General features: G+C 71.1%; 17 protein-coding genes. 11 read left to right on the top strand and 6 right to left on the bottom strand.

Going from position 1 to position 26,536, the window contains the following annotated elements; genetic code table 11:
- Nucleotides 1-68: 68 nt before the first annotated feature.
- Nucleotides 69-290 (bottom strand): DUF2631 domain-containing protein, encoded by a 222-nt coding sequence (locus ACGFIG_RS18580; RefSeq protein ID WP_393004353.1) that lies wholly within the window; start codon nt 288-290, stop codon nt 69-71.
- A 270-nt stretch (nt 291-560) separates the two neighbouring features.
- Here ACGFIG_RS18580 and ACGFIG_RS18575 point away from each other — a divergent pair, with 270 nt between their 5' ends.
- Entirely contained in the window at nt 561-2,129 is a 1,569-nt protein-coding gene (locus tag ACGFIG_RS18575) for a Rieske 2Fe-2S domain-containing protein (RefSeq protein WP_393004351.1), read from the top strand.
- 23 nt (nt 2,130-2,152) lie between these two features.
- Here ACGFIG_RS18575 and ACGFIG_RS18570 read toward each other — a convergent pair whose 3' ends face one another.
- Entirely contained in the window at nt 2,153-3,745 is a 1,593-nt protein-coding gene (locus ACGFIG_RS18570; protein WP_393004349.1) for a phytoene desaturase family protein, read from the bottom strand.
- An 11-nt stretch (nt 3,746-3,756) separates the two neighbouring features.
- Nucleotides 3,757-4,611, bottom strand: coding sequence for a TetR/AcrR family transcriptional regulator (locus ACGFIG_RS18565; protein ID WP_393004347.1), 855 nt, complete (start codon nt 4,609-4,611; stop codon nt 3,757-3,759).
- Nucleotides 4,612-4,711: 100 nt separating this feature from the next.
- Between ACGFIG_RS18565 and ACGFIG_RS18560 the strand changes: the two genes are divergently transcribed.
- Nucleotides 4,712-6,895: an MMPL family transporter gene (locus ACGFIG_RS18560; RefSeq protein WP_393004345.1), complete on the top strand. Its 2,184-nt coding sequence runs from the start codon at nt 4,712-4,714 to the stop codon at nt 6,893-6,895.
- A gap of 73 nt (nt 6,896-6,968) precedes the next feature.
- Nucleotides 6,969-8,132 (top strand): alkaline phosphatase PhoX, encoded by a 1,164-nt coding sequence (locus ACGFIG_RS18555; protein ID WP_393004343.1) that lies wholly within the window; start codon nt 6,969-6,971, stop codon nt 8,130-8,132.
- Nucleotides 8,133-8,175: 43 nt separating this feature from the next.
- Here ACGFIG_RS18555 and ACGFIG_RS18550 read toward each other — a convergent pair whose 3' ends face one another.
- Nucleotides 8,176-9,003 (bottom strand): YhjD/YihY/BrkB family envelope integrity protein, encoded by an 828-nt coding sequence (locus ACGFIG_RS18550; protein WP_393004341.1) that lies wholly within the window; start codon nt 9,001-9,003, stop codon nt 8,176-8,178.
- A 245-nt stretch (nt 9,004-9,248) separates the two neighbouring features.
- Nucleotides 9,249-10,223: a peptidoglycan DD-metalloendopeptidase family protein gene (locus ACGFIG_RS18545; protein WP_393004339.1), complete on the bottom strand. Its 975-nt coding sequence runs from the start codon at nt 10,221-10,223 to the stop codon at nt 9,249-9,251.
- A 272-nt stretch (nt 10,224-10,495) separates the two neighbouring features.
- Here ACGFIG_RS18545 and ACGFIG_RS18540 point away from each other — a divergent pair, with 272 nt between their 5' ends.
- Together ACGFIG_RS18540 and ACGFIG_RS18535 are read left to right on the top strand one after the other, a co-directional pair.
- Nucleotides 10,496-11,068: a GNAT family N-acetyltransferase gene (locus ACGFIG_RS18540; RefSeq protein WP_393004337.1), complete on the top strand. Its 573-nt coding sequence runs from the start codon at nt 10,496-10,498 to the stop codon at nt 11,066-11,068.
- Between the two features lie 290 nt (nt 11,069-11,358).
- Nucleotides 11,359-11,808: a hypothetical protein gene (locus ACGFIG_RS18535; RefSeq protein ID WP_393004335.1), complete on the top strand. Its 450-nt coding sequence runs from the start codon at nt 11,359-11,361 to the stop codon at nt 11,806-11,808.
- Nucleotides 11,809-11,992: 184 nt separating this feature from the next.
- On the opposite strand, the gene ACGFIG_RS18530 is transcribed toward ACGFIG_RS18535, so the two are convergent.
- On the bottom strand, nt 11,993-13,309 hold the full coding sequence (locus tag ACGFIG_RS18530) for a family 43 glycosylhydrolase (RefSeq protein WP_393004333.1): 1,317 nt from the start codon (nt 13,307-13,309) through the stop codon (nt 11,993-11,995).
- A gap of 607 nt (nt 13,310-13,916) precedes the next feature.
- On the opposite strand from ACGFIG_RS18530, the gene ACGFIG_RS18525 reads away from it, so the two are divergent.
- The 6 genes from ACGFIG_RS18525 (at nt 13,917) to ispG (ending at nt 26,402) form a co-directional block, all read left to right on the top strand.
- A complete protein-coding gene (locus ACGFIG_RS18525) occupies nt 13,917-20,327 on the top strand; it encodes a polymorphic toxin-type HINT domain-containing protein (protein ID WP_393004331.1) in 6,411 nt (2,136 codons plus the stop codon).
- 231 nt (nt 20,328-20,558) lie between these two features.
- Complete coding sequence (locus ACGFIG_RS18520; RefSeq protein ID WP_393004329.1) at nt 20,559-21,206, top strand: hypothetical protein; 648 nt, start codon at nt 20,559-20,561, stop codon at nt 21,204-21,206.
- A gap of 819 nt (nt 21,207-22,025) precedes the next feature.
- A complete protein-coding gene (locus ACGFIG_RS18515) occupies nt 22,026-22,712 on the top strand; it encodes a Uma2 family endonuclease (protein ID WP_393004328.1) in 687 nt (228 codons plus the stop codon).
- 43 nt (nt 22,713-22,755) lie between these two features.
- Complete coding sequence (gene dxr / locus ACGFIG_RS18510) at nt 22,756-23,970, top strand: 1-deoxy-D-xylulose-5-phosphate reductoisomerase (RefSeq protein WP_393004327.1); 1,215 nt, start codon at nt 22,756-22,758, stop codon at nt 23,968-23,970.
- Entirely contained in the window at nt 23,970-25,220 is a 1,251-nt protein-coding gene (locus tag ACGFIG_RS18505; RefSeq protein WP_393004325.1) for a M50 family metallopeptidase, read from the top strand. Before dxr ends, ACGFIG_RS18505 begins: the two co-directional genes overlap by 1 nt.
- A 9-nt stretch (nt 25,221-25,229) precedes the next feature.
- Nucleotides 25,230-26,402, top strand: coding sequence for a flavodoxin-dependent (E)-4-hydroxy-3-methylbut-2-enyl-diphosphate synthase (ispG, locus tag ACGFIG_RS18500; protein WP_393004323.1), 1,173 nt, complete (start codon nt 25,230-25,232; stop codon nt 26,400-26,402).
- The last annotated feature ends 134 nt before the right edge of the window (nt 26,403-26,536 follow it).

The following is a 26,536-nucleotide window of genomic DNA, read 5'->3' as shown; positions in this document are numbered from 1 at the left end:
GGGGCGGGCCCTCGTGCGTGTCTCCTCCGGCGCGCGGACCGGTGCGACGTCGGCTGACGCGGGTGCGGTCAGGACCGCAGGCCGTTGCGCCGCAGCACGACGTCACCGATGACGATGGCCAGCAGCAGCACGGCCAGGCCGATCAGCCAGAAGTCCTCGACCCTGCCCTCGTGGTTGCCGCAGAGCATCGCCAGCAGGGCCAGCGCGGAGACCACCGCACCGATCCGCCCGGACTTGCGGTGCCCGGGCTTGTGCTGGTCTGGCGACGTTACCGGCTCGCTTCCTGCCACTGTCGGTCCTTCCCTCGCGATCGGATCTCCGGTTAGTCTGGCACGCCCCGTGCCGGGCCCGGCGCTGGGTCCGACCGATGGGGCGGACCACACGATCCCACCGGGCGGGGCGGACCTGGCCGGCAGGGCGTACGAGGGCCGGCAGGTGGGACCAAGGTCCCGGCTCGGCCCGGGCGCATCGGCACTACCGGCGTCGCGGGTGGGTCGCCAGACTTCCTCCGGTAGCGTTTCAGGCGTACACCTTGTTTGTCGTTTTGAGGGGGAACTGCGGTGCGAGTGACCGGTACGGGACACGCCAGCATGCGGATCGACACGGCCGCCGGCAGCATCCTGTGCGACCCATGGGTCAATCCCGCCTATTTCGCCTCTTGGTTCCCGTTTCCTGACAACTCCCTGCTCGACTGGGAGGCCCTCGGCGACGTCGACTACCTCTACGTCTCGCACCTGCACCGGGACCACTTCGACGCGGCGCACCTGAAGCGCTTCGTGTCGAAGGACGCGACCGTGCTGCTGCCCGCGTTCCCCACCTCCGAGATGGAGGACGAGCTGCGCGAGCTGGGCTTCACCAAGTTCCTGAAGGCGCCGAACGAGCAGGTCGTGGAGCTGGACGGCGGCCTGAAGATCATGATTCAGGCGTTGACCAGCCCGACCGACGGCCCGATCGGCGACTCCTCGCTGTGGGTGGAGTACGACGGGGTCCGGCTGCTCAACCAGAACGACGCCCGCCCCACCGACCTGAGCGTCTTCGCCGAGCTGGGCCACGTGCACGCGCACATGCTCCAGTTCTCCGGCGCGATCTGGTACCCGATGGTCTACGAGCTGCCGCAGGCGGCGAAGACGGCGTTCGGCAAGCAGAAGCGGGACCGGCAGTTCGACCGGACCTGGCGCTACATCGACGACCTGAAGGCCGACCACGTCTTCCCGATCGCCGGCCCGCCGTGCTTCCTCGACGACGAACTCTGGCAGTTCAACGACATCCACGGCGACGAGGGCAACATCTTCCCCGACCAGTCGGTCTTCCTGAGCGAGTACGCCAAGGTCGGCGGCACCAACGGTATCGTGCTGCTCCCGGGCAGCGTCGCGGAGATCACCACCTCCGGAGCCAGCACGACGCACCCGGTGCCCGTGGAGGAGTTCTTCGCCAACAAGGTGGCCCACCTGGAGGAGATGCGCGAGCGCAAGCGGCCCGTCATCGAGGCCGAGAAGGCGTCCTGGCGGCACCCCGAGGTGGACGTGCTCAAGGAGATGCAGCGCCGGGTCGAGCCCCTGCTGGAGGAGTCGATCTACCTGGCCAAGGGGGTCGGCGGGCCGGTCCGCTTCGACCTGGTCGGCTACGACGGGGAGTCGGTCGAGTCGATCGTCGTGGACTTCCCCGGCAAGCAGGTCCGGCCGTACGCCGACGAGAAGGTCCGCTACCGCTTCCGTACGGAGCGGGCGCTGATCGAGCACCTGCTGCACATCGGCGAGGTGGACTGGGTCAACTCCCTCTTCCTCTCCTGCCGCTTCTCGGCGGCCCGGATCGGCCAGTACAACGAGTTCGTCTACGCCTTCTTCAAGTGCCTCTCCACCGAGCGCCTCCAGTACGCCGAGGGCTGGTACGACGAGCACGAGCGCACCAGCGACGCCGAGGACGTCACCCTCGGCGACTGGGTGGTGCAGCGGCGCTGCCCGCACCTGAAGGCGGACCTGACCCGCTTCGGCATCGTCGACGGCGACCAGCTGACCTGTCAGCTGCACGGCTGGAAGTTCGACCTGCCCAGCGGCCGCTGCCTGACGAGCGTCGGGCACAAGATCCGCGCCCACCGCACGGACGCCGAAACCCCCACCCCCGCCGCCTGACCACCCCGCCCCGCCGGGGCGGGTCAGCGGGAGAGGTCGGTGAGGATGCGGCGGGCGGCGTTGTGGCCGGCCGCGCCGATGACGCTGCCGGCCGGGTGGCAGCCGGCGCTGCCCGCGTACACGCCGTCGACGCCGGTGGCGTACGGCATCCGGTCGGTGAACGAGACCGTGTTGTCGACGTGGTGGATGTGCCCGCCGGTGATGCCGAAGTGCGCCTCGATGCCGGGCGGCGGCAGCGGCACCGCGTCGGCGATCAGGTCACCCGTGCCGGGGGCGTACCGCTCGCAGATGCCGATCAACCGGTCGACGTAGCCGGGCAGCGCCTCGTCCCAGGTGGTGCCGGCCAGCTCGTACGGCACCGACTGCACGAAGAGCGCCGACGAGTGGTGCCGGCCGTCGGACAGCGAGGGGTCGACGGTGGTGTGCAGGTACCACTCGATGGTCGGCTCGTCCGGCAGCCGCCCCGCCTGGACGTCCGCCCACATGGCGCGCAGCGCCGCCATCGGCGACTCGCCGCCCCCGCCGGTGAGGGATTCCGAGCCGGGCAGCAGGTGGATGGTCGAGCCGAACGGGCTGGGCGCGCCCTTGGGCAGGCAGGAGAAGCGGGGCAGCCCGGTCAGCGCCAGGTTGAGCTTGAGCGTGGTGCCGGGGCGGCGGACCGCCGCCATCCGCTCGGCCAGCGGCGCCGGGAGCGCGCCGTCGGGCAGCAGGTCCATCAGGCGGTACGGGTCGCACGCGCCGAGCACCACCCGCGCGCCGACCTCCCGTCCGTCGGCGAGGACGACCCCGCTGGCCGCGCCGCCGGCCAGGGTGATCGCGTGCACCGGCGTGCCGGTGCGGATCGTCGCGCCGGCGGCCCGGGCGGCGTCGGCGAAGGTACGCGACACGGTGCCCATGCCGCCCTGGGCGATCATCCACGTGCCGTCGGAGCCGGGCAGCCGGCACATGTTGTGGACGAGGAAGTTGTGCCCGGTGCCCGGGTCGTCGGGGCCGGCGTTGAGCCCGGAGAGGCCGTCGGTGACGGCGTACATGCTCATGAGCAGCTCGGAGCGGAAGTCGAAGCGGGCCAGGTGCGCGGCGACCGAGCCGCGGACCAGGTCGACGAAGACCTGCCGCAGCGCCGGCCGGACGTACCGCTCGGCGGTCTCCTCGACGGGCAGCGGCTCGGCCAGCCAGGCGGGGGCGAGGTCCTCGCGCAGCGCGGCCAGCTCGGCCTGGAGGGCGTCGTCGGCGGCCACGTCGGCGGGGGAGAAGAACTCCGCGAGCTGCGCCCGGGTGGCGGCGGTGTCGCTGCCGAAGAGCAGGTACGGCGAGCCGGGGCCGCCCGGGGTGGGCAGGAAGTAGTGCGGGTCGCGGCGCAGCACCGGGATGCGTACGCCCAGCGTGGCGAGCAGCTCCGGCGGCATCAGCCCGAGCAGGTACGACCCGGTGGAGTGGCGCAGCCCGGGCACCCGGGGGAAGGGGGCCTCGGTGCGGGTGGCCCCGCCGATGACGTCCGCCGCCTCCAGCACCAGCACGTCGAGCCCGGCGCGGGCGAGCAGGATCGCGGACACCAGACCGTTGTGCCCGGACCCGACGATCACCACGTCGGCCCGGGTCGGCAGCTCGTCACCCATGCCGGGGGAGCCTACTGCCCCGGGCCGCCGCCGGTCAGCCCTTCGCCGCCGGCCGGTGCGTCCCGACGCGGGGCAGCCACATCGGGTGCCCGGACCGCGCCGGGCACCGGAGCCGCATCGGGCGCGGAGCCGGCAGCCGCGGAGCCCGCTCCGGCCGGCCGGCTGCCGCCCGGGGACGGGTCGTGCAGCAGTTGGGCGGTGAACGTCTCCAGCTCCAGTTCGAAGAGCGCCTCGGTGTCGGTGACCGCCCAGTCGAACTGGTGGAAGACCTCCATGGCGACCAGCCCGTAGAGCCGGGTCCAGCCGGAGAGGAAGGCGTACGCGACCTCGACCGGCACCTCGCCGTGGCTGAGCCGCAGCGGCTCCAGCAACCCGCCCAGCCGTCGGTGGAGCAGCTCGCCGGGCGGGGCGCGGAACGGCGACCGGCGCCACAGGTCGAGGATCGGCCGGACGAAGACCGCCCCGAGACGGGCACCGGGGTGCTCGCCGTCGTCGACGGGGGCGTTGCGCCCGGGGGGCGGGGCGCCGAAGATCAGCCCGAACTCGGCGGGGTGCGCCACCGACCAGGCGCGGAACGCCCGGGACATGGTCAGCAGCTGGTCGACCGGATCGGGCCCGGCGTCGTCGCGGGCCGCCTCCAGGCAGCGCCGCAACTCGTCGTAGAGGTCGCCGGCCAGCGCGGAGACCAGCGCATCCAGGCTCGGGAAGTAGCGGTAGATGGCCGGCGCCGTCATGCCCATGTCACGGGCGATGGCCCGCAGCGATATCGCGTCGACCCCGCCCGTCACCAACAGGCGGCGTGCCCCGTCCTTGATTTCGGCGACGGTCGCCTTGCGCAGGCGTTCCCGCCGAGTGGGTGCGGCCATCGACAATCACCTTGACCAGACAATTCACCGTTGCGATAGTTAACGCTGTTCACCGGAATTAGCGATGATAGCAGCTGACCAGCTGTGGAGGGAGAGGCGAATGTTCGCCTGGTGGGGACACATGGTGGTCCGACTGCGCTGGTCGGTGCTGGCCGCCGCCCTGGTGCTCGTCGCGGTCGGCTCCACCTGGGGCGTCGGCGTCTTCGGGCAGCTCACCGGCGGCGGCTTCGACGACCCGGCGAGCGAGTCCAGCCGGGCCGCCGAGCGGATCACCCGTGAGCTGGGTCCGCAGGGCGCCGACCTCGTCGTGCTCTGGTCCAGCGACGGGCCGACCGTGGACCAGCCCGCCTTCCGTGACCCGGTCGCGGCCACCGTCGCCGGGCTCCGCGCGCGTCCGGACATCACCAGCGTCACCACCTGGTACGACACCCAGGCCCCCGCGCTGCTCTCCACCGACCGCCGGGCCACCTACGCGCTGATCCAGCTCCGGGCCGCCGACAAGGACGACAAGGCAGCCGCGTACGAGGAACTGCGGCCCGCCCTTACGGCGCCCGGCGTACGGACCGAGGTCGGCGGCGCCACGGCGGCCCTGCAGGAGTCGAACGCCCAGACCACGGAGGACATCACCCGCGCGGAACTGCTCTCCATGCCGGTGCTGCTGGTGCTGCTCGTGCTGATCTTCGGCGGGCTGGTGGCGGCCTCCACGCCCCTGCTCATCGGCGGGCTCGCCATCCTCGGCGCGTTCGTCGCCGTCCGGCTGCTCAACATGGTCACCGACGTGTCGGTCTTCGCCATCAACGTCATCACCCTGATCGGCCTGGGCATGGCGGTCGACTACGCGCTCTTCGTGGTGAGCCGGTTCCGCGAGGAACTGGCCGCCGGGCACGACACCCCGGCCGCGATCCGCCGGACCATGGCCACGGCCGGGCGGACGGTGCTGGTCTCCGGGCTCACCATCGCGACCGCCATGGCCAGCCTGCTGATCTTCCCGCAGGCGTTCCTGCGCTCGATGGCGCTCGGCGGGATGGCCGCCGTGCTGGTCGCCATGCTGGCGGCGTTGACCGTGCTGCCGGCCCTGCTCGCGGTGCTCGGCCACCGGATCGACGCGCTGCGCGTACCGCTGCCGTGGCGGCGTGGGGCGCGCGGTGGGCGGCCGGCGGAGGGCGCGACGGGCGGCGCCTGGGCCCGGATCGCGCACAGCGTGATGCGCCGCCCGGTGCGCTACCTGGTCGGGGTGACCGTGCTGCTCCTGCTGCTGGCCACGCCGGTCCTGCGGATGGAGTTCGGCGGGTTCGACGACCGGGTGCTGCCCGCCTCCGCCGAGCCCCGGGTGGTCTCCGAGCGGATCGCCGCGGAGTTCCCCGGCGGCACGATCGCGCCGATCGACGTGCTGGTCTCCGGGGCGTCCCCGGAGCAGGTGCGGCCCTTCGTCGACCGGGTGGACGCCGTGCCGGGCGTGACCAGGGTGCAGGTGGCGGCCAACCGGGGCGCGTCGACGCTGCTGACGGTGACCTATCCGGGCGAGCCGACCGGCGACGCGGCGCACGACGTGGTCCGGGCGCTGCGCGACCTGCCTCCGCCGGCCGGCGCCGAGGTGCTCGTCGGCGGCCGGCCCGGCGCCGACCTCGACCTGATCGACGGCCTCGCCGACCGGCTGCCCTGGATGGCCCTGCTGATGGCCGCCGCGATCCTGGTCCTGCTCTTCCTCGCCTTCGGTTCGGTGGTGCTGCCGGTCAAGGCCGTGCTGATGAACCTGGTGTCGATCGGCGCGTCGTTCGGCGTGGTGGTCTGGATCTTCCAGGACGGGCACTTCGCCGACCTGCTCGGCTTCACCCCGACCGGTTTCATCGAACCCAGCAACCCGATCCTCATGCTCGCCGTGCTCTTCGGGCTGGCGACCGACTACGAGGTGTTCCTGCTCTCCCGGGTGCGTGAGGAGTGGGACCGTACGGGCGACAACACCGCGTCGGTGGCGGTCGCGTTGCAGCGCACCGGGCGGATCATCACGGCCGCCGCGCTGCTGCTGATCATCGTGGTGGCCGGCTTCGCGACGGGCGAGATGGCGTACATCAAGCTCATCGGGATCGGCATGATCGTGGCGATCGTGGTGGACGCGACGCTGGTCCGGGCGCTGCTGGTGCCGGCCACGATGCGGCTGCTCGGCCGGTGGAACTGGTGGGCGCCCGGCCCGCTCGGGCGGGTCTACCGGCGCTTCGGCCTCCGCGAGTCCGACGAGCCCGGGCCGGTGGCCCCGGAGACCCGTCACGCCGCGTTCACCAAATAGAGGCTTCCATCGATGTCTTGTTGGGCTCTAGCGTCGACAGGACACCGTCCCCGTCCCCTCCGGGAGGCCTCTGATGGACCGTCGTACCCTGCTGCGTGCCACCGTCGCCGGTGGCGCCGCCTTCGCCGGCAGCCTCTGGGCCGGCGCCGCGCTCGCCGCCCCCGCCCAGCCGGGCCCCAGCCCGTACGGCGACCTGCTCGCCGCCGACGGCAACGGCCTCCAGTTACCGGCCGGCTTCACCGGCAGGATCGTGGCCCGCTCCGGGCAGCGGGTGCCCGGCACGTCGTACGTGTGGCACTGGGCGCCGGACGGCGGGGCCTGCTTCCGGGCCGGCGACGGCTGGATCTACGTCTCCAACTCCGAGGTGCCCCTGGTCGGCGGCGCCTCGGCGGTGCGGTTCCGGGCCGACGGCTCGGTCGCGGCGGCGTACCGGATCCTCGGCGGGACCAACGTCAACTGCGCCGGCGGGCCGACCCCGTGGGGCACCTGGCTCTCCTGCGAGGAGGTGCCGCTGGGCCGGGTCTTCGAGACCTGGCCGGACGGCAGCCGGGCCGCCGAGGAACGGACCAGGATGGGCCGGTTCACCCACGAGGCCGCCGCCTGCGACCCGCAGCGGCGGGTGGTCTACCTGACCGAGGACGAGGACGACGGCTGCTTCTACCGCTTCGTCCCCGACACCTGGGGCGACCTGCGCACCGGCAGGGTGCAGGTGCTCTGCGCCCCGGCCGACCAGGTGACCGGGCCGGTGACCTGGCGGGACCTGCCGGACCGGGACGGTTTTCCGACGCCGACCCGCCGGCAGGTCGACGCCGCGCGGCACTTCGACGGCGGCGAGGGCTGCTGGTACGACCGGAACACCTGCTGGTTCACCACCAAGGGCGACAACCGGGTGTGGGCGTACGACGCGGTGAACGAGCGCCTCGACCTGGCCTACGACGACTCGCTGGTGCCGGCGGGAGCCGCGCCGCTGACCGGCGTGGACAACATCACCGGCACGGCCGGCGGGGACCTCTACGTCGCCGAGGACGGCGGCAACATGGAGATCAACGTGATCACCCCGGCCGGGGTGGTCAGCCCGTTCCTGCGCCTGCTCGGCCAGTCCGACTCGGAGATCACCGGCCCGGCGTTCTCCCCCGACGGGTCGCGCCTCTACTTCTCCTCCCAGCGCGGGCCCTCCGGCAGCATCACCGGCAGCGACGGGATCACCTACGAGGTCTCCGGCCCGTTCCGACGCTGATCCTGCGCCCGGTCGACGGGCGGCGCGGCGACGAACGTGGCGGTCAAGCGCGGCGCGCGCGCCAGGCGGAGAGGGCGAGGGTGGCGGAGTAGCCGGCCAGCACGATCACGTGGAAGAGATAGAGCCAGAGCAGGACCGCCACCCCCGCCCCGATCTCGTCGAAGCCCCCGAACGGCACCCCCAGGTCGATCGGGAGCGAGGCGAAGAGCACGAAGCCGTGCAGGAAACCGGAGAGGTTCGCCGCCGTGAACGACCCGACGCCCAGCGCGGAGAGCCAGTCCGGCGACGCCGGGCCGACCACCCGGAACAGCCAGAGCAGCACCGGGGTGAGCACCAGCCAGACCGCCAGGAACGACAGCACCACCCCCAGCACGCCCATCCAGCCGCCCTGCCGGACCAGCCCGGTGGTGGTGGGCAGCGCGAGCAGGATCGACAGCAGCAGGGCCGGGGCCGGGGCCAGCAGCGGCAGCAACAGCAGCCGGCCCCGCCAGCCGACCAGCGACTCCTCGCTGCGCGGCATGGCGACCGAGACGAAGGCGCGGCGCAGCCCCTCGCCGTAGAGCGACGCCGGCAGCAGCGACGCCAGGGCCAGCAGAGGAGTCAATCCCACCCCGGCCTCGACCAGCGCCCGCACCGCGTGGGGCGCGCCGATCGCGTCCGGCAGCGTCTCGACGGCGTGCGAGGTGAGCCGCCGTACGCGGTCCGCGCCGGCCAGCAGCGAGGTCAGCCAGATCGCCAGCAGGGCCACCGGCACCACGGCGATCGCCCCGTAGAAGGTGATGGCGGCGGCGTGCAGGGACAGGTCCCGCCCCCGCAGCGGCCGGAACGCCGCACCGGTGACCCGTTTCGCCCGCCGCCATCCGTCGCCCATCGCGGCTTCTTTCCCCGTACCGCCTCGCGTCACGCACCGTACCGCCGACCGCAACCGGATCGACGCCTGCGGCGTCCGGGCTTCGCGGCGGCCCCGGCCCGCCCGGTCGGGGTGCCGATGCGCGGCGGAGCCGGCGTCCTTGTGGTCCCGGCCTACGGCGGAGCCGGCGTCCTTGTCGTCCCGGCGTACGGCGGAGCCGCCGGAGAGGGTGGGTCCGGCGGCTCCGGCGGGGACGCGACGTGCGGTCAGCCCAGCGGCGGGACCTCGCTGGCGCCGAGGGTGGCGTAGTAGCAGCCGGTGGTGGGCAGGCTCGTCGCCGCCGGCGGGGTCACCCCGTCGTAGAGCGCCAGCAGGAAGTTCTGCGGGCACCGCCGGGTGCTGCCGGTGCGGATGCCGAAGTGCAGGTGCGGCCCGGTGGAGTTGCCGGTGTTGCCGGTGAGGCCGATCTGCTGCCCCGGCGCCACCGTCGCGCCGTTGGTGACCGACCACGCCGAGAAGTGGCAGTACGTGTACACCGCGCCGTCGGTGCCGGTGAGGTTGACGCCCTGGCCGCAGGAGCTGTCGTTGATGATCGTCACGGTGCCGGCCCGCACGGCGTACGCCCTGGTGCCGGTGCCGACGGGCAGGTCGATGGCGGGGTAGTCGTGGTGCGGGTCGTCGTACTCGCTGCGGGGCAGCGCGCTCTTCGCCAGCGGCAGGGAGAAGGTGGCGGGGGTGCCGGTGGTGGGGGTGATCCGGACGGCGTCCGCGACGACGTAGCCCGTGGCGGTGGTCCAGCGGCTCACCCCGACGACGGGGTGCTCCCCGGCCGCCAGCGTGAACGTGCCGAGGCTGACCCAACGGCCGCCGTTGGCGCGTTGGTCCACGATCACGGTCTGGTTGCCGCCGCTGGTGGCCACGATGAACGGGGTGGCGCTGTTGTATCCGGCGTCCGCCGGGTACCACACCTCGACGAGGTGCGCGCCGGTGGCCGCGACCGACGCGCTGAACCAGGCGGCGTCACTGCCGCCGGTGTAGGGCGTCGCGAACCGGTAGTCGGCGCCGTACTTCTGGCCGGCCCAGGACGACGTGCCCCAGTTGGCGCTGGCGGTGAAGCTCCCGGCGGTCGCGTTGTCCACGGTGGTGGTCGCTGCGGACGCGGATCCGGCCGGGCCGAGCAGCACCATGGCGGCTCCGGTCAGCCCGGCGACCAGGGCGCGCGCGACGGTGGCGAGTCTCAAGAGGTGCCTCCGGAGGTGAGGGGTTCGGTGGCGGAAGGTGAAGGTATTCAACCAATAACGATCGATGATCGTAAGAGACTTGCATAGATCAACGTCGTTGCCATTCATGCCCGTCCCGTCGTCCGCCCCCGACCGGCCCGGCGCCCCCCGACCGCCCGCCGGGAGCCGGCCCGGCATTACCTCTTGACCGGCCGCCGGCAGCACCCCTCGGGCGTCTGCCGGTGGGCGGCCCGGCGGCCCTCGGTCGTCCGCTGCTCCCTAGGATCGCGGGAATGGGAATCCTCGCCACGGAACGCCTGGTCGTGCGGGACTGGACGGCGGACCCGGCCGACCTGACCCGGCTCTTCGACATCTACTCCCGTCCCGAGGTCGCCCGCTGGCTGGGCGCGCCCGGCCTGCCGCTGACCGACCCCGCGCAGGCCGCCGACCGGCTGGCGATGTGGCGGGAGCGGCACGCGGACCACGGCGGCCGGTACGGCACCTGGGCGATCGAGGTCCGCGACGCCGGCGTGGTGGCCGGCACGGTGCTGCTCAAGCCGCTGCCGGGGCGGGACGAGCGCGTGCCGACCGACGACATCGAGGTGGGTTGGCACCTGCACCCCGACTCGTGGGGCCACGGGTACGCCACCGAGGCGGCCCGCGCCCTGGTGGCCCGGGAGTTGGCGACCGGCACCCGGGAGGTCTACGCCGTCGTGGCGCCCGGCAACGAGGCGTCGATGGCGGTGGCGCGCCGACTCGGGATGAGCCACGTGGGCCGCCGCACCGACTGGTACGGCGGCGAGTCCCTGGAGACCTTCGTGCTGACCGCCGCCACGGACGAGGTCGTGCCCCCGCCCCTTCGGTGAGCGGCGTGTCACGGCGCACCCTGCCGGCGGAGCGGCTGCCCGTAGGACGGGACGGCCCGGCCCCCGACGAGGCGGCGGTGTCCGTCGGACATCTGACTGTCGGCGCTCGCCGCCGGCGGGCGAAATCGGAACCCGCAACCGTTGGAGGTGCCTTCACCTGCGCAAACGTGCGTACGCGGGCCCTCGCGCGGCAGGATTCCAGGGCTCGGTGCCCTTCTCGGCGTGTGTCAGTGTGAATTCCTGATCCACCTCAACGTCCTCGGTGAACGATCGATGTCGGAGGCGCCGTGATGGATGACGAGAGCGAGCCGGGCCGGGGCTGGGTGCGGGCCCTCTTCCGCTGGCTGGGCGCGGCTGCGGCCATCGCTGGCATCGTCGGACTGGTGTTCCAGATGATCGAGTGGGCCGACTCCCGCAATCCGCCGCCGCCGGTGCCGACCACGTCGGTGGACGCTGGAGCCCCCACCTCGACGGTGAAGGCCAACGGTGACGAACAGTTCGTGCAGGCCGAGCAGTGTGTACGCATCGTCAGGCAGGCGGAGACGCTGGTACTGAAGGTCGCCCCCTGTGGCAACGGGACCCAGCGGGTCCTGGCGCGGATCGAGCGGCCGGTCACCGACGAGGGGCAGGCCATCGAACTGTGCAAGGCGGAGGCGCCGGCCTACGTCGACTTCCACTACTCCAACTGGGAGAAGCGCTCCGACTTCGTCGACGTCGTGTTCTGCCTCGCTCCCGCCTGAGAGGCCGCGCCACGACCGGTTGGGCCCAGGTGAGAAACCGCTCGGTGAGCCCGTCGGTCGTCAGGGCTGCCCGTGTGGGTCAGTTCGACGCGTCGGCCTGAACCGACCCGGCGGTTTCCGGCATGGCTCCACGTGCCACCGGCCGCCTCGGCCCGCGTCGTTCCGAGGCAGCCGGGTCTTCGTGTTACGCGACCTCGACGAAGTCGAGTTCCGCCCAGCGGCTCAGATAGGTGAACCGGAGCGTGTTGAAGCCCGCGTTCAGCGTGACGTCGACGCCCACCTGCCGCCAGACGTCCCAGCCCGTGTTGGGGTAGGTGACGACCTTCGGGTTCGCGCCGTTGACCGTCAGCGTGTGCTGGGCGTCGCCGTAGCCGGCGGCGTAGGCCACGTGCGCGCGGTACCCGCCGGCCCGGGGCGCGAAGACGGTCACCTCGACCCAGCTGTCCGCGTAGTCGATGTACGCCACGACCTGGCCCTGTGACGTGTTCGCGGCGGTGCGCGCCGCGCAGTGGTTGAGCGTGCCGCGCTCGGCCTCGTAGCGCACCCGGCTGCCCCGCACCACGGGGTACCCGCCGGCCCAGCCCAGCGCCGCCACGTACATGCCGCGGGCGGAGTAGTTGTTGATCCAGCCGTGGAACACGATGTGGTCGCCGCCCGCCTCGCGGACCACGTCCGCGCCGCCCGGCCCCCGCACGGCCGAGTCCAGCGACGCCGTGGTCATCAGCGAGCGGTACGCCTTGGTGTACGGGCCGGTCAGCGAGGTCGAGGTGGCGTAGCTGGTCTGGTAGCCGTCGCCGCCGTAACCGCCGAGGGAGTAGAACAGCACGTACTGCGCGCCGACCTTGGTCAGCACCGGCGCCTCGATGATGCCGCCCTCCTCGGCGCGCCCGCTGCGCAGCAGCTCCACCCTGGCGCCCTGGAGGGTCACGCCGTCGGCCGCGACCCGTTGCAGCCAGAGGCTCGTCGGCTGGCCGATGGCGTTGCCGTCGTCCTTGTAGAGCAGGTAACGCAGCCCGGTGCTGTCGGTGAAGCTCGCCGCGTCGATGTCGCCGCCCTCGCCGGCGTTGCAGACCAGCGGCTGGGTGCCGACGGAGGTGAACGGCCCGAGCGGTGACGTGGCCAGCGCGGCGCCGAGGCACTGGCGGCCGGTGGCCCGGCTGCGGGCGGTGTAGTAGAGCAGGTAGCGGCCGTCGGCCCGCTGCGACACGTCGGGCGCCCAGGTCAGGCCCCCGTTGGCCCAGGCGCCGAGCGTCGGCATCGCGTCGGGGCGGCGGGTCCAGGTTCCGGTCAGCGAGGTGGCCGTGGCGACCGGGACGTTGCCGTGGCCGTTGTTCGTCGAATACGCGTAGTAGGTGCTGCCGAACTTGACGACGTCGGGGTCGGGGAAGTCGCTGGCGATGACCAGCGAGGGGGTGGCGGTGGCGGCCTGGGCTACGCCCGGGCTGACGAGCAGTGGGGCGGCGACCAGCAGGGCCGCCAGCCAGACGAGGCCTCTTCGCATGGCGGAATTCAACCACAGTCATCGATGCATTGAAAGATTCCTGCACCGCGCGGAGGCTTGCGACGGGCGCGGGCCGCCGCGTCGTGAGGTGCGCCCGCCGTCGCCCCGACTGCGCCCGAATGTCGCCGGTCGCTGACGCGATCCACGAGCGCCGGGCCGGCCAATGATGATCAGGGTGCCATGGGCCTTGAAAAGGCTGGGTGATGTCCATGCCGTCCTGATCGCCGGGGCGGAATTCGGCGGTGTCCGGCGATCCGAAATGCGGGCGAGGCGTGCGTCCGCAGTGCACAAGGCAAAGTGCAGTGCTGCAATTGCGCCCCGCCTGATTCTGCCGTGCCGGCGGCACTGTGCGGCGAGGGTCGGCTGGTGAGTGGCGGTGCCTGAGGCGGGGGCGGCGGGTTGAGGTGGCCCCGTGGCGACGCGGTCGGCACGGCCGGAATCGCCGGGTAACTGTGAAGATCGATGATCCCGCAGGGTCTCTTCCTGGATTTACGAAGCGGGTTTCTGTCATAAAGCCGACCAAGGCAACTTATAGAGAAGCGTCTATTCTCGGCTACGGATCAACCGGAAACGACAGGCATATCCGTCCACGGGGGAGGATCCCACCTTGTCCAGTCGTACTGTGCTGAGCCGTAGCCGTTGGTTGGCCGGCTTCTGCATGCTGATCCTGATCGTCACGCTGGCGCCGCCAGCCGAGAGAAGTTGGGCGCGGGCGGCGCAGATCCCGGCACCCGCGCCCGGGCAGGGGCCGGTCGACCGGCCGATGCCGAAGGGCGTACGCCCCGACACCGCCTTTCCACCGGACAAGCGTCCACCCGTGGTACCCCCGGAGGTGCGCGCCGACGGCACGCCGCGGGCACTGGCCCGGGCCGACTGGGACCGGCGCACCGGTGCTCGGGTGGCGGCCGAGGACCGGGTCTTCACCGACGTGCTGCTGCGGCCCGGCTTCCTGCTCGGGGACACCTCGCTGAGCCTGTACTTCAACGTCGACGCCGATGCCCCCGCCTGGTCGACCTGGCGGGTCACCGCGTACGACAAGCAGTCGCAGACCGAGCAGGCGTCGACCACGCTCACCCGGGACGAGATCGCCGGGTCGGCCTGTTCCGGCCAGCGCGACTACTGCCGGTCGTTCGGCAAGGACCAGGGCTGGGTGCTCGACGCGGGCCGGACCTACGAGGTCACCATCACGGCGATCCTGGACGAGGGCCGCGAGGTCATCTCGGAGCGTTCCGAGGCACAGCCCCGGGCCACCATCGAGCCGCCGGCGATCCCGCGTGGTCAGGCGGCCGGCTGCGGTTGCGGCAACGCGCTCGCGCTGACCAGCGCCGGCCAGGCGATCCGGGCCAACGGCGTCAACACCGCCATCGGGTCCTTCGTCCAGGTCGAGCAGGACCTGGCGATGGCGTCGTTCGGGGTGCCGTTCAACTCCTCCCGCACCTACTCGTCCGCCAACGGGGTCGGCCCGCTCGGCGGCGGCTGGGCCTGGTCGTACGGCATGACGGTGACCGCGACCGAGGGCGGCGCGATCGTCCGGGCCGAGGACGGCGCCGAGGCGACGTACCGGCTGGAGGGGGAGAGCTACCGCCGGCCGCCGGGGGTGCGGTCGAACCTGCGCAGGGCCGGGGACGGCTGGGAGCTGACCACCCCCCGGAACATCGCCCACACCTTCGACGCGCAGGGGCGGCTGGTCTCGATCCTCAACCCGCGCGGCATGGGCGTGCGGTTGGCGTACACCGAATCCGGCATCACGATCACGGACGCCTCGGGGCGGGTGGCGAAGGCGGCGGTCGAGGGCGGCCTGATCCGCGAGATCAGCCTGCCCGACCACCGCAGGGTCAAGTTCTTCTACACCGGCACGCTGCTCACCGCGCACTCGGACGCGCGCGGCAAGCTCTGGAAGTACGGGTACGACCCGGACGGCCTGCTCACGACCGTCACCAACCCGGACAAGGTCGTCGAGGTCCGCACCGAGTACGACGAGGGCGACCGGGTGGTGCGGCAGTTCGACGCGCTGGGCAAGGCGACCACGTTCGAGTGGCGGGCCGACCGGCAGGAGTCGCTGACCACCGACGCCGACGGGGTGCGGATCTACGACGGCTACCGGGGCAACGTGCTGGTCTACACCCAGCGCGGCAACGGCGACTCGGAGCACCACCGCTACGACGGCGCGCTCAACCGCGGTCTCGTGGTCAACGGCAAGCACAGCCAGCACGAGTCCGAGTTCGACGACCGGGGCAACCGGACGCGCCGGAAGGCGCCGCAGTCACTGAACTTCGACGAGAAGACCACCTACGACGCCCGGAACAACCCGACCAGGCACACCGACGGCAACGGCAAGGTCTGGGAGGACGAATACAACGAGTTCGACGAGCTGGTCAAGAGCACCGACGCGAAGAAGAACACCATCACCTACGCCTACGACGAGCGCGGCCTGCTCGTCGCCCGGACCGACCAGCGCAAGAAGGTGACCCGGTACGAGTACCTGCCAGTCGGCCACCCGAACAGCGGCCTGCCGAAGGCGGTCGTCTCGCCGATGGGTCGCCGGGTCGAGTTCGCGTACGACCGGGTCGGCCGGCAGATCGCGGTGACCGACCCGCGCGGCACCGTGCCGAAGGCCGACCGTGGCGACTACACAACCCGCTACGAGTTCGACGCCCAGGACCGCACCACGGAGGTGCACGAGCCGGGCAAGGCCCACCCTTGGCGGACCAGCTACGACGACGTGGGCCGCACACGGTCCCAGACGACGCCGATGGGGGCCCGCACCGAGTACCGGTACCTCGACAACGGCCTGCTCAAGGTCGTCAAGGATCCGCGCCGGACGATGTCCTACACGTACACGGACGCGGGGCGGCGCGCCTCGGCCCGGCTGGAGCTGGACGACCAGCCGGACCCGGTGACGACCTACCGCTACAACGCCAAGGGCCTGCTGCACAAGGTCACCTCGCCGCGCGGCAACCTGCCCGGCGCGAACGCGGCCGACTTCACCACCACCTACTTCTACGACGCCAACGACAACCCGCTGCGGATGGAACGCCCCTATCCGGGTGGCATCACCGTCAAGCGCGACATCGGCGTGGACGAACTGGACCGGACCACGTCCAAGACGGACGAGCACAACAAGCAGTCGACGTTCGAGCGGGACAACGTCGGCAACGTCACCGCCACCCAGGACAACCTGCGACGCCGCACCGAGATGGGGTACGACGACAACGGCCAGCAGACCCGCATCAAGGACCCGCAGCAGGGCGTCGTCGAGTACGAGTACGACGAGGCGGGCAACAAGGTCAAGACGAAGCGGGCGACCGGCGGCATCAGCACCTTCGTCTACGACGACGACGGCATGCTGGCCAGCTCCACCGAGCCCCGGGGCAACCTCCCGGGCGCCGACGGGGAGCGCTTCACCACCCACCACGAGTACGACCTGGCCGGCAACCCGTCCAAGGTCGTCGACCCGCTCGACCACACCACGACGTACCGCTACGACGCCAACAACCGGCTGACCTCGGTCACCGACGCCAAGAACCGCACCACGCACTACACCTACCGGGACGACAACCTGCCGCGCACCGTGCGCACCCCGGACGCCCCACGCGACCTGTTCGACCCGACCCGGTACACCACCGTCTACGACTACTTCGACGACGGCCTGGTGGCCTCCGTACGCGACCCGAACGGCAACCGCACCTGGATGTCGTACGACGACGGCGGCCGGCTGACCAGGGAGACCGACCCGCTGGGCCGGGTCACCGAGTACGGCTACGACGTCGAGGGCAACCGCGTCTCCAGCCTGACCCGCCGGGAGCACGAGCGGCTCACCTCCGAGGAGCGGGCCAGGCGCACCATCGTCGACACGTACGACATCGTCAACCGCCGCGACACCCGCACCCTCGGCAGCGAGGGGCCGCGCTACTCCTGGCGGTACGACGCCAAGGACCGGACCACCGCGTACGTCGACCCGACCGGTCACCGCACGGTCGCCTACGACGACGAGGACCAGATCCAGTCCGTCACCCGCGTCGAGGCCGACCTGGAGGAGAAGTTCCGTTACGAGTACGACGCGCGCGGCAACATCACGCTGCGCGAGTACCCGGACGGCACGAGGGTCTCCGCGACGTACGACGCGGACAGCCAGATGAAGACGCTGACCGCCTCGGGTGGATCCGTCGGGGCGACCCCGGCGACCTGGGGATTCGACTACGACGTGGCGGGCCGGCGGGAGGTCACCCGGCTACCGGCCGCGACCGGGCTGATCGAGCGGCGCACGTACGACGACGCCGGCCGGCTGACCGCCATCGGCACCGAACGGGCGCCCGAGGCGCAACAGGCCAAGCTGCCGGACGGCGGGCTGCTCGCCCTCGGTGACCGCCCCGACGCGCCGACCGCGGTGACCGCCCAGCCGGGCGCGGGCCTGGCGGTCGTCTCCTGGAAGCCGCCGCGGGACAACGACGTCGCCGGCTACACGGTGACCGCCTCGCCGGGCGGCAGGACCACCACCGTCGGCGCGAACGCCACGAGCGCGGTGGTGAACGGGCTGGACGCCGGCACGGCGTACACCTTCACCGTCGCCGCCCACGACAGGGACGGCGCCGGGAAGGCGTCGGAACCCTCCGCCCCGGTCACCCCGGTCCCGGTGCCGCAGGACCCGGTGTCGGCGTTCCAACTCGAACTCGACGCCGTCGGCAACCCGACCCGGGTCGTCACCACCCGGGGCGGCACCTCGGAGTCCGTCGCGTACGCCTACGACAAGGCCGACCGGCTCACCTCGGCCTGCTACGCGGCCACCTCCTGTGATGACAGGAGCAAGCCGACCGGGCGGATCGACTACCGCTACGACCTGATGGGCAACCGGCTCAGCCAGAAGCGCAGCGGCAGCGCCGGCAACGACACCACCACCTACCACTACGACGACGCCAACCAGCTCACCAAGGAGATCCTGTTCGAGCCCCGGCACGTCACCACCAAGGAGTACGGCTACGACGTCAACGGCAACCAGACGCGGGCCGGCACCGACCGCTTCGAGTACCACCTCGACAACACCCTGGCCAAGGCGAAGGTCGCCGGCCGGGAGGCGGTCTTCGGCTACGGCGCCGACGGGCTGCGGCTGACCGCCACCACCGACCCGGGCAAGCCGGAACAGGCCACCCAGCGCTGGTCCTGGGACGTCTCTGGCACCCTGCCCCAGATCGCCGTCGACACCGTGACCGACGCCAACGGGCAGACCGCCGAGAAGCGCGGCTTCACGTACGGCCCGGACGACGAGCCGCTGGCGCTGCTGGACCCGGCGAGCGGGGCGCACGCGTACACCCACGACTGGCTCGGCGGGGTCGCGAACATGCTCACCCCGACCGGCACGCCGCAGGTCGGCTACGACTACGACCCGTTCGGCAACCCGCGCGTCGGGCCGACGCTGGGCGGCGGCGGGGCGGAGGGTCAGGCCGGCGCGCCGGAGAACCCGTTGCAGTACGGCGGGGCGTACCAGGACTCCACCACCGGCAGCGGCAACTACTACCTGCGGGCCCGTAACTACAACCCGGGCACGGGCCGGTTCACCAGCACCGATCCGATGCCGATGGGCGGGGCGGCGACCTCGCCGTACACGTACGCCGACAACAACCCGACGTCGTACACCGATCCGACCGGGGCGACCCCGGAGCCGGCAGCGGCGACGGGAGCCCCGCAGTCGAACCCGGAGGACGTCGCCAGGGCCCAGCAGATCCAGAGCAAGAGCCTGCTGGACGTGGTGCTGGAGGCCGGCGGCCAGATCCTGATGGAGTTCCTCGGGATCAACGACATCATCAACTGCCTCAAGGGCGACCTGGGCGCCTGCGTCTCGATGGTCATCGGGGCGCTGCCCTGGGGCAAGATCTTCAAGGCGAAGAAGATCGCCGAGTCGATCTTCCGGGCCGGCAAGGCGGTCGTCACCTTCCTCAAGGAACTCGACTGGGCCAGGGCCATCCTGCGCAACGCCGAACGGGCCGCCGAGGCGGCGAAGGCGGCGGCAGCGGCGGCGGCCAGGGAAGCGGCCCAGAAGGCCGCCGCGGCGAAGGCGGCCGCGGAGGCGGCGGCCAGGCGGGCTGCGGCGGCTGCGGCGGCGCGGGCCAAGGCGCTGGCGGCAAAGGCGAAAGCCAAGACCAAGAAGGACAGTGGCGGCTGCTCCGGCAAGAACAGCTTCGTCGCCGGCACCCTCGTCCTGCTCGCCGACGGCACGCGCAAGGCGATCGAACAGGTTGAACCGGGTGACACCGTGCTCGCCACCGACCCGGAGTCAGGCCGCACCGAGGCCCGCCAGGTCACGCACACGATCCGTACCGACAGCGACAAGGAGTACGTCGACGTCACGGTCGAGGGGACCGACGGGGACGACACGCTCACCACGACGGACCACCACAAGTTCTGGTCCGTCACGCGGGAGAGTTGGGTCGACGCCGGTGACCTGAAGCCGGGCGAGCTGCTGCGGACCTCTGCCGGCACGTACGTGCAGGTCGGGGCGGTCCGGAAATACCACGCCGAACACGTCACGTACGACCTCACCGTCGACGACATCCACACGTACTATGTGGTGGCCGGTGACGCGCCAGTCTTGGTGCACAACGTCAATGGGCCGCCGGTGCCCGGGGCATGTGCGGTAACCGGCGGGCCCTACCGAGGCGGACAGCACAAGGATTTGCATGCATTGGAGGGCCAGATTGAGCGGAATCACATGCCCGCCAATCAGGCCATGCAGGCGGTGTTCGGTATTTCCGAAGGGCAGGGTCTGGCGATCCAGATGTCGAAAGCCGATCACCACAAGACTCTGAGCTGGGGCAGTAGCCACGTCGGAAAGCAGCACCGAGCGCATCAGATGTACCTGCTTCGGCAGGGTCGATTGAGTGAAGCGCTGGACCTGGATATAAACCAGATAAAGAACGACTTCCCTGGCAGGTACGATGCTGCTATCGATGAAATGCGTGGCTCAATGCCGGCGCTGCTCAATGCCATTGCCAGGGCGGGAGTGTACACAGGAACTCTCAGGTGAAGCATGACGTCTCATAGCCTTACAATCTGGCCGCTTGCCGGTGTGGGGGATATGCGCTTCGGGCAAAGTCGGCGTGAGGTACGTTCGATCTTGGGGCGACCGACCGAGATGTCCCGGCGAGTCGCTTGGTCTCGCAATCTCACTGATCGCTACGACCGGTATTGGCTAACGCTCGACTATTCGGATTCAGGGGGCCTCGACTTCATTGAAATAGCTTCGGGGCGGTGTGCCGTGACCCTTGAGGGCGTGCAACTCCTGCCTGGTCGGGTGGTGGACGTCGCGGACCGGCTCAGTGGTGCCGGCTTCACGACTCGCGCAATCGACTCGGGTCTGGCGATCGCAGATGCCGGCGTGAAGCTGTACGTTCCGAGCACGGAGCAGGACGCGGCGGTCGAGGCGGTGTCGGCTGCGCCCGTTGACGCCGTCGATTTGGATGCCTCCTTCTTTGGCGAGCCTGGGGAGTCGAAGATCGAGGTATGGCCAGTAGATGCACACCATGGGATAGCTGGAGTTCGTTTAGGTCAGATGCGAAGCGAAGTTCGTCAGCGTATGGGCGAAGGCATGCATTCGGTGGTCAGTGCGACGCGCAGCATGGACCATTATTGGACGGAAGGCATCGTAGCCAAGTTCGATGCAGACGACAGGGTGGTCGATGTGATCGCACTCGCCCCGGCGAAACCCGCGATGGGTGACATCGAAGTGCTGGGAAGGTCATATGGTGAGCTGAGCGACGCATTGACGACGGCGGGGTTCTCGATACGAGAAGCGCCAGCCGAACTCTACGTTGAAGAACTTGGTGCTTCGGTATGGTGGTCTCGGGATTCGGAAGAGCCACTTCCTTCCGTCGCCGTGGCGGTGGGGGCGTCGCAGTCGGCGTGAGGCGGCGGCAGGCAATCTGAGAGCGGCCTCCTGCGTCAGTGGTACGGCTCGACGCAAGGCGGAACTCGGATCTGCGGGCATGACTTCCGCGAAGCGTGGCGGCGCCGCCACGACGGGCCTGAACAGGAGACTGTTCAGGCCCGTCGTGCTGTCGACGATCGTGCGGCGGCAGTCGAAGTACTTCACGCACCGTCGGTCGTCGCGTCGTGGCGGCTCCAGCGGTTACGGGGACTGGCTGATGATGGGCCGGCCCCGACCGAGGAAGAGGATCAAGGATGACGAACCCCGTGGTGATACGCAACTCACGCATTCTCGGCGTGTTCGACGAGATCCTCCACGCTCGGCAGTGCGGTCTACACGCCGTGCAGCTCGCCGGGCGTGGCATCGCTGGCGAGGCGCGCTGCACGCTCGCCGCGCTCGCGGACAAGGACAGGCGATACACCGGTACGACGGCCGAGGTGACGCGACGCGCGATCGCCTACAGTGACCGCCTCGTGCAGTTGGGCGAGATAGAGGACGACCTTTCGAGACGTGGCGTCGCCGGTCGGCGGGCGAGTCCGACGACGAGGCCTTCGAGCGGGCGCTGCTCGACATCGTCGTACGCCTGGAGGCGTGGCCGGGGCAGTTGTCGAGCGGCGACCTGGCATGGCGGCCGGAGGCTGGCAGGGTCGGGGCCTGAGGGCGATCCACTGGACCTGGCGGGATGCCGGTGCCGTTGTCTCTCCTTCCGGTGTCGGACCAGGTGTGCGATGACGTGCGGCGAGGGCTGCGGCGGCTAGGCTGACCTGAGCAGAATGTCCGCTGAGGGGGTGAGCCCGGATGGCCCAGGCAGCTTTCGCGCCCGAGCCGGCGCCGCAGCAACCCGACCCCGCGCCGCAGCCCACCGGGCCGTCGTTCGACGTGCTGCGGTGGCGCGACGAGCCATGGACCGCTCAGCTCGCCCTCGACCTGTTGCCGGAGACCAACGGCCCCAAGGTTGAGGTCCTGAGCGGAAGCGTGATCGTGACCCCACACGCCGGAATCGACCACCAGTCGGTCGACCGTGAACTGCCCTACCTTCTGCACCGTGCCGCCCGTCGGGCAGGCCTGTGGGTGTACCCCGAAATCAACGTGGTCTCCGGCGAGGACCTCTTCATCCCCGACGTCGCCGTGCTCCGGTCCTCGGGCGGTGGGCGACCGGCCGTCGACATCGGTCAGGCCGTCCTGCTGGGCGAAATCGTGTCACCAGGAAATCGGCGTAAGGACGTGATCGACCGGCCGCGTGAGTACGCCGCCGCGGGTGTCCCCTTCTTCCTCCGGGTCGACCTGCGCAACCGGGTGCCGACCATGACCCTGTTCGAGCTGGCTGAGGGGGAGTACCGACCGCTGAGCGCGGCGGCGGCCGGCAGCACCTTCACCATGATCGAGCCGTTCGCGTTCGCCGTCGACCCGGCCGACCTCCTCGACGAGGAAGCGCCCGAGGAGGAGAAGGAAGCGCCGGAGGAGCAGGCCGGCGCGGAGGGCTGAGGCTCCCAGCGGGGGCACAGGGATGGTGGGGAAGAATGGGTCGGTGACATCCCCACGTGATCTTGTTCTGCTCGGCTCCACCGGTTCGATCGGCACACAGGCCATCGACATCGTGCGGCGTAACCCGGACCGGTTCCGGGTGGTGGCGCTCGGCGCCGGTGGCGGCAACGTCGAGTTGCTCGCCGCCCAGGCCCTCGAACTGCGGGTCGAGGCGGTCGGGGTGGCGAAGGCGTCCGCCGCGCAGGATCTCCAGCTCGCCTTCTACGCCGAGGCGAGCCGGCGCGGCTGGGCCACCGGGGACTTCAAGCTGCCCAAGATCGTCGCCGGCCCCGACGCGATGACCGAGCTGGCGCAGTGGCCGTGCGACGTCGTGCTCAACGGGGTGGTCGGCTCGCTCGGGCTCGCGCCCACCCTGGCCGCGCTGCGCGCCGGGCGTACGCTCGCGCTCGCCAACAAGGAGTCGCTCGTGGCCGGCGGCTCGCTCGTGAAGGCCGCCGTGACGCGGCCGGAGCAGCTCGTCCCCGTCGACTCCGAGCACACCGCGCTCGCCCAGTGCCTGCGCTCCGGTGCCCGGGGCGAGGTGCGGCGGCTGATCGTCACCGCCAGCGGCGGCCCGTTCCGGGGCAGGCGCCGCGACGAGTTGACGCAGGTCACGCCCGAGCAGGCGCTCGCCCACCCGACCTGGAACATGGGTCAGGTCATCACGATCAACTCCGCCACGATGGTCAACAAGGCGCTGGAGGTGATCGAGGCGCACGAGCTGTTCGACGTGCCGTACGCCGACATCACGGTGACCGTGCACCCGACCTCGGTGATCCACTCGATGGTCGAGTTCGTCGACGGCTCCACCATCGCCCAGGCCAGCCCGCCGGACATGCGGCTGCCGATCGCGGTCGCTCTCGGCTGGCCCGACCGGGTGCCCGACGCCGCCGCGGCCGTCGACTGGACGAAGGCGCACACCTGGGAGTTCGCGCCGCTGGACGACGAGGCGTTCCCGGCCGTCGCGCTGGCCAAGGCCGCCGGCGAGGCCGGGCGCTGCCGGCCGGCGATCTACAACGCGGCGAACGAGGAGTGCGTGGCCGCGTTCGTGGCCGGCCGGCTGCCCTTCCTCGGCATCGTCGACACCCTCGAGCGGGTGTTGGAGGACGCTCCCGATTTCGACGAACCAGGTACGGTCGAAGACGTGCTCGCGGCGGAGTCGTGGGCGCGCGCGCACGCGCAGGAGATCATCATCGCGGGTTCGGTGGAAGGAGCTTGATGGCGTACCTGCTCGGGGTGGTGCTCTTCGCCCTCGCGATCCTCGTCTCGGTGAGCCTGCACGAGGCAGGGCACATGCTCACCGCCAAGGCCTTCGGCATGAAGGTCACCCGCTACTTCGTCGGCTTCGGCCCCACCCTCTGGTCATTCAAGCGGGGCGAGACCGAGTACGGCATCAAGGGCATCCCGCTCGGCGGCTTCTGCAAGATCGTCGGGATGACCCCCCAGGACGACGACGTCGACCCGGCCGACGAGCCGCGCGCGATGTGGCGCTACCCGGTGTGGAAGCGGACGATCGTGATGTCCGCGGGCTCGATCACCCACTTCGCCCTCGCCCTGATCGCCCTCTGGATCATCGCGGTCAGCGCCGGCCTGCCCAACCCGCAGTTCCCGACCACCGAGGCGGAGATCCGCAAGGAACCGGCGGTCATCCAGCTGTCGAAGTGCGTGGTCCCGGAGAACACCCTGCGCGAGTGCACCACCGCCGACCCGGCCAGCCCGGCCGCCCAGGCGCAGCTGCGCGACGGCGACCGGATCACCGCCATCAACGGCACGCAGATCAACGACTACGGCCAGCTGCTCACCACCCTGCGCAGCCTCAAGCCGGGCGACACCGCGCAGATCGCGTACGTCCGCGACGGGCAGCCGGCGACGACCAGCACGGTGCTCGCGCAGACCCAGCGGCCCCCGCTGGACGACCCGAAGGGCCAGGTCGCCCCGGTCGCCGCGCTCGGCGTCGGCCTCGTGCCCAGCACCCCGACCCGGATCACGTACGGGCCGGTCGGCGCGTTCGGCGCGACCGCCGACTTCACCGGCGACATGGCGGTCAACACCTACGAGGCGATGAAGCGCATCCCGCAGAAGGTCCCCGCCCTGTGGGCGGCGATCACCGGCGAGGAGCGGGACATCGACACCCCGATCAGCGTGGTCGGCGCCAGCCGGCTCGGCGGCGAGGCCGTCGAGAACGACGCCTGGCTGCTGTTCTTCATGCTGTTCGTCTCGCTGAACTTCTTCATCGGCGTGTTCAACCTGCTGCCGCTGCTGCCGCTGGACGGCGGGCACATCGCCATCGCCTGGTTCGAGCGGGCCCGCTCCTGGCTCTACGCCCGCATCGGCCGCGCCGACCCGGGGCGCGTCGACTACCTCAAGCTCATGCCCCTCACGTACGCGGTGATCCTGATCGGTGGCGTGTTCACGCTGCTGACCATCACCGCGGACGTCGTCAACCCGATCACGCTCTTCTCAAGGTGAGTGCCTGAAGTGACCGCTGTCAGTCTCGGTATCCCCGCCGTGCCGCCCCCGCCGCTCGCCCCGCGCCGGGTCAGCCGCCAGATCATGGTCGGTCCGGTGCCGGTCGGTGGGGGTGCGCCGGTGTCGGTGCAGTCGATGACCACCACCCTCACCTCCGACGTCAACGCCACGCTCCAGCAGATCGCCGAGCTGACCGCGTCCGGCTGCCAGATCGTCCGGGTCGCCGTGCCCAGCCAGGACGACGTGGAGGCGTTGCCGGCGATCGCGAAGAAGTCGCAGATCCCGGTGATCGCCGACATCCACTTCCAGCCGAAGTACGTCTTCGCCGCGATCGACGCCGGCTGCGCGGCGGTCCGGGTGAACCCGGGCAACATCCGCCAGTTCGACGACAAGGTCAAGGAGATCGCGAAGGCGGCCGGCGACGCGGGCGTGCCCATCCGGATCGGCGTGAACGCCGGCTCGCTGGACAAGCGGCTGCTCGCCAAGTACGGCAAGGCCACCGCCGAGGCGCTGGTCGAGTCGGCGCTGTGGGAGTGCTCGTTGTTCGAGGAGCACGGCTTCCGCGACATCAAGATCTCGGTCAAGCACAACGACCCGGTGGTGATGATCCGGGCGTACCGCCAGCTCGCCGAGAAGTGCGACTACCCGCTGCACCTGGGCGTCACCGAGGCGGGCCCGGCCTTCCAGGGCACCATCAAGTCGGCGGTCGCCTTCGGCGCGCTGCTGGCCGAGGGGATCGGCGACACCATCCGGGTCTCCCTGTCGGCCCCGCCGGTGGAGGAGATCAAGGTCGGCAACCAGATCCTGGAGTCGCTCGGGCTGCGCGAGCGTGGCCTGGAGATCGTCTCCTGCCCGTCCTGCGGTCGGGCGCAGGTCGACGTCTACAAACTCGCCGAGGAGGTCACCGCCGGCCTGGAAGGGCTGCCGGTGCCGCTGCGGGTCGCCGTCATGGGCTGTGTCGTGAACGGCCCGGGCGAGGCCCGCGAGGCCGACCTCGGGGTGGCCTCCGGCAACGGCAAGGGCCAGATCTTCGTCAAGGGCAAGGTCGTCAAGACCGTCCCCGAGGCGCAGATCGTCGAGACCCTCATCGAGGAGGCGCTGCGCATCGCCGACGAGATGGGCGCCGAACTGCCCGAGGAACTGCGCGGCCTGCTCCCCGGCGCCACCGTCACCGTGCACTGACCCGTCGCGCCGGCCGGGGTGCCCGCGTCACCACGGCGACGGGCACCCCGGCCGCTGGGTCCGACGGGTTGGGCGACTGTCGTCCCACTCGTCACACGGCCCGCGCGGCACCGGGCGGATCTGGCAGGCTGGTA

Source organism: Micromonospora sp. NPDC049048, assembly GCF_043197615.1.
Taxonomy (GTDB): Bacteria; Actinomycetota; Actinomycetes; order Mycobacteriales; family Micromonosporaceae; genus Micromonospora.
The sequence above is the reverse complement of the archived record's forward strand: the minus strand, read 5'-3'. Positions and strand labels throughout refer to the sequence as shown.

Coding starts and splice junctions, on each gene's coding strand:
- ACGFIG_RS18570 (WP_393004349.1), bottom strand. CDS start 3,745: ATGGGTGACGAGCTGCCGACCCGGGCCGACGTGGTGATCGTCGGGTCC.
- ACGFIG_RS18565 (WP_393004347.1), bottom strand. CDS start 4,611: ATGGCCGCACCCACTCGGCGGGAACGCCTGCGCAAGGCGACCGTCGCC.
- ACGFIG_RS18560 (WP_393004345.1), top strand. CDS start 4,712: ATGTTCGCCTGGTGGGGACACATGGTGGTCCGACTGCGCTGGTCGGTG.
- ACGFIG_RS18555 (WP_393004343.1), top strand. CDS start 6,969: ATGGACCGTCGTACCCTGCTGCGTGCCACCGTCGCCGGTGGCGCCGCC.
- ACGFIG_RS18550 (WP_393004341.1), bottom strand. CDS start 9,003: ATGGGCGACGGATGGCGGCGGGCGAAACGGGTCACCGGTGCGGCGTTC.
- ACGFIG_RS18540 (WP_393004337.1), top strand. CDS start 10,496: ATGGGAATCCTCGCCACGGAACGCCTGGTCGTGCGGGACTGGACGGCG.
- ACGFIG_RS18535 (WP_393004335.1), top strand. CDS start 11,359: ATGGATGACGAGAGCGAGCCGGGCCGGGGCTGGGTGCGGGCCCTCTTC.
- ACGFIG_RS18530 (WP_393004333.1), bottom strand. CDS start 13,309: ATGCGAAGAGGCCTCGTCTGGCTGGCGGCCCTGCTGGTCGCCGCCCCA.
- ACGFIG_RS18515 (WP_393004328.1), top strand. CDS start 22,026: ATGGCCCAGGCAGCTTTCGCGCCCGAGCCGGCGCCGCAGCAACCCGAC.
- ACGFIG_RS18505 (WP_393004325.1), top strand. CDS start 23,970: ATGGCGTACCTGCTCGGGGTGGTGCTCTTCGCCCTCGCGATCCTCGTC.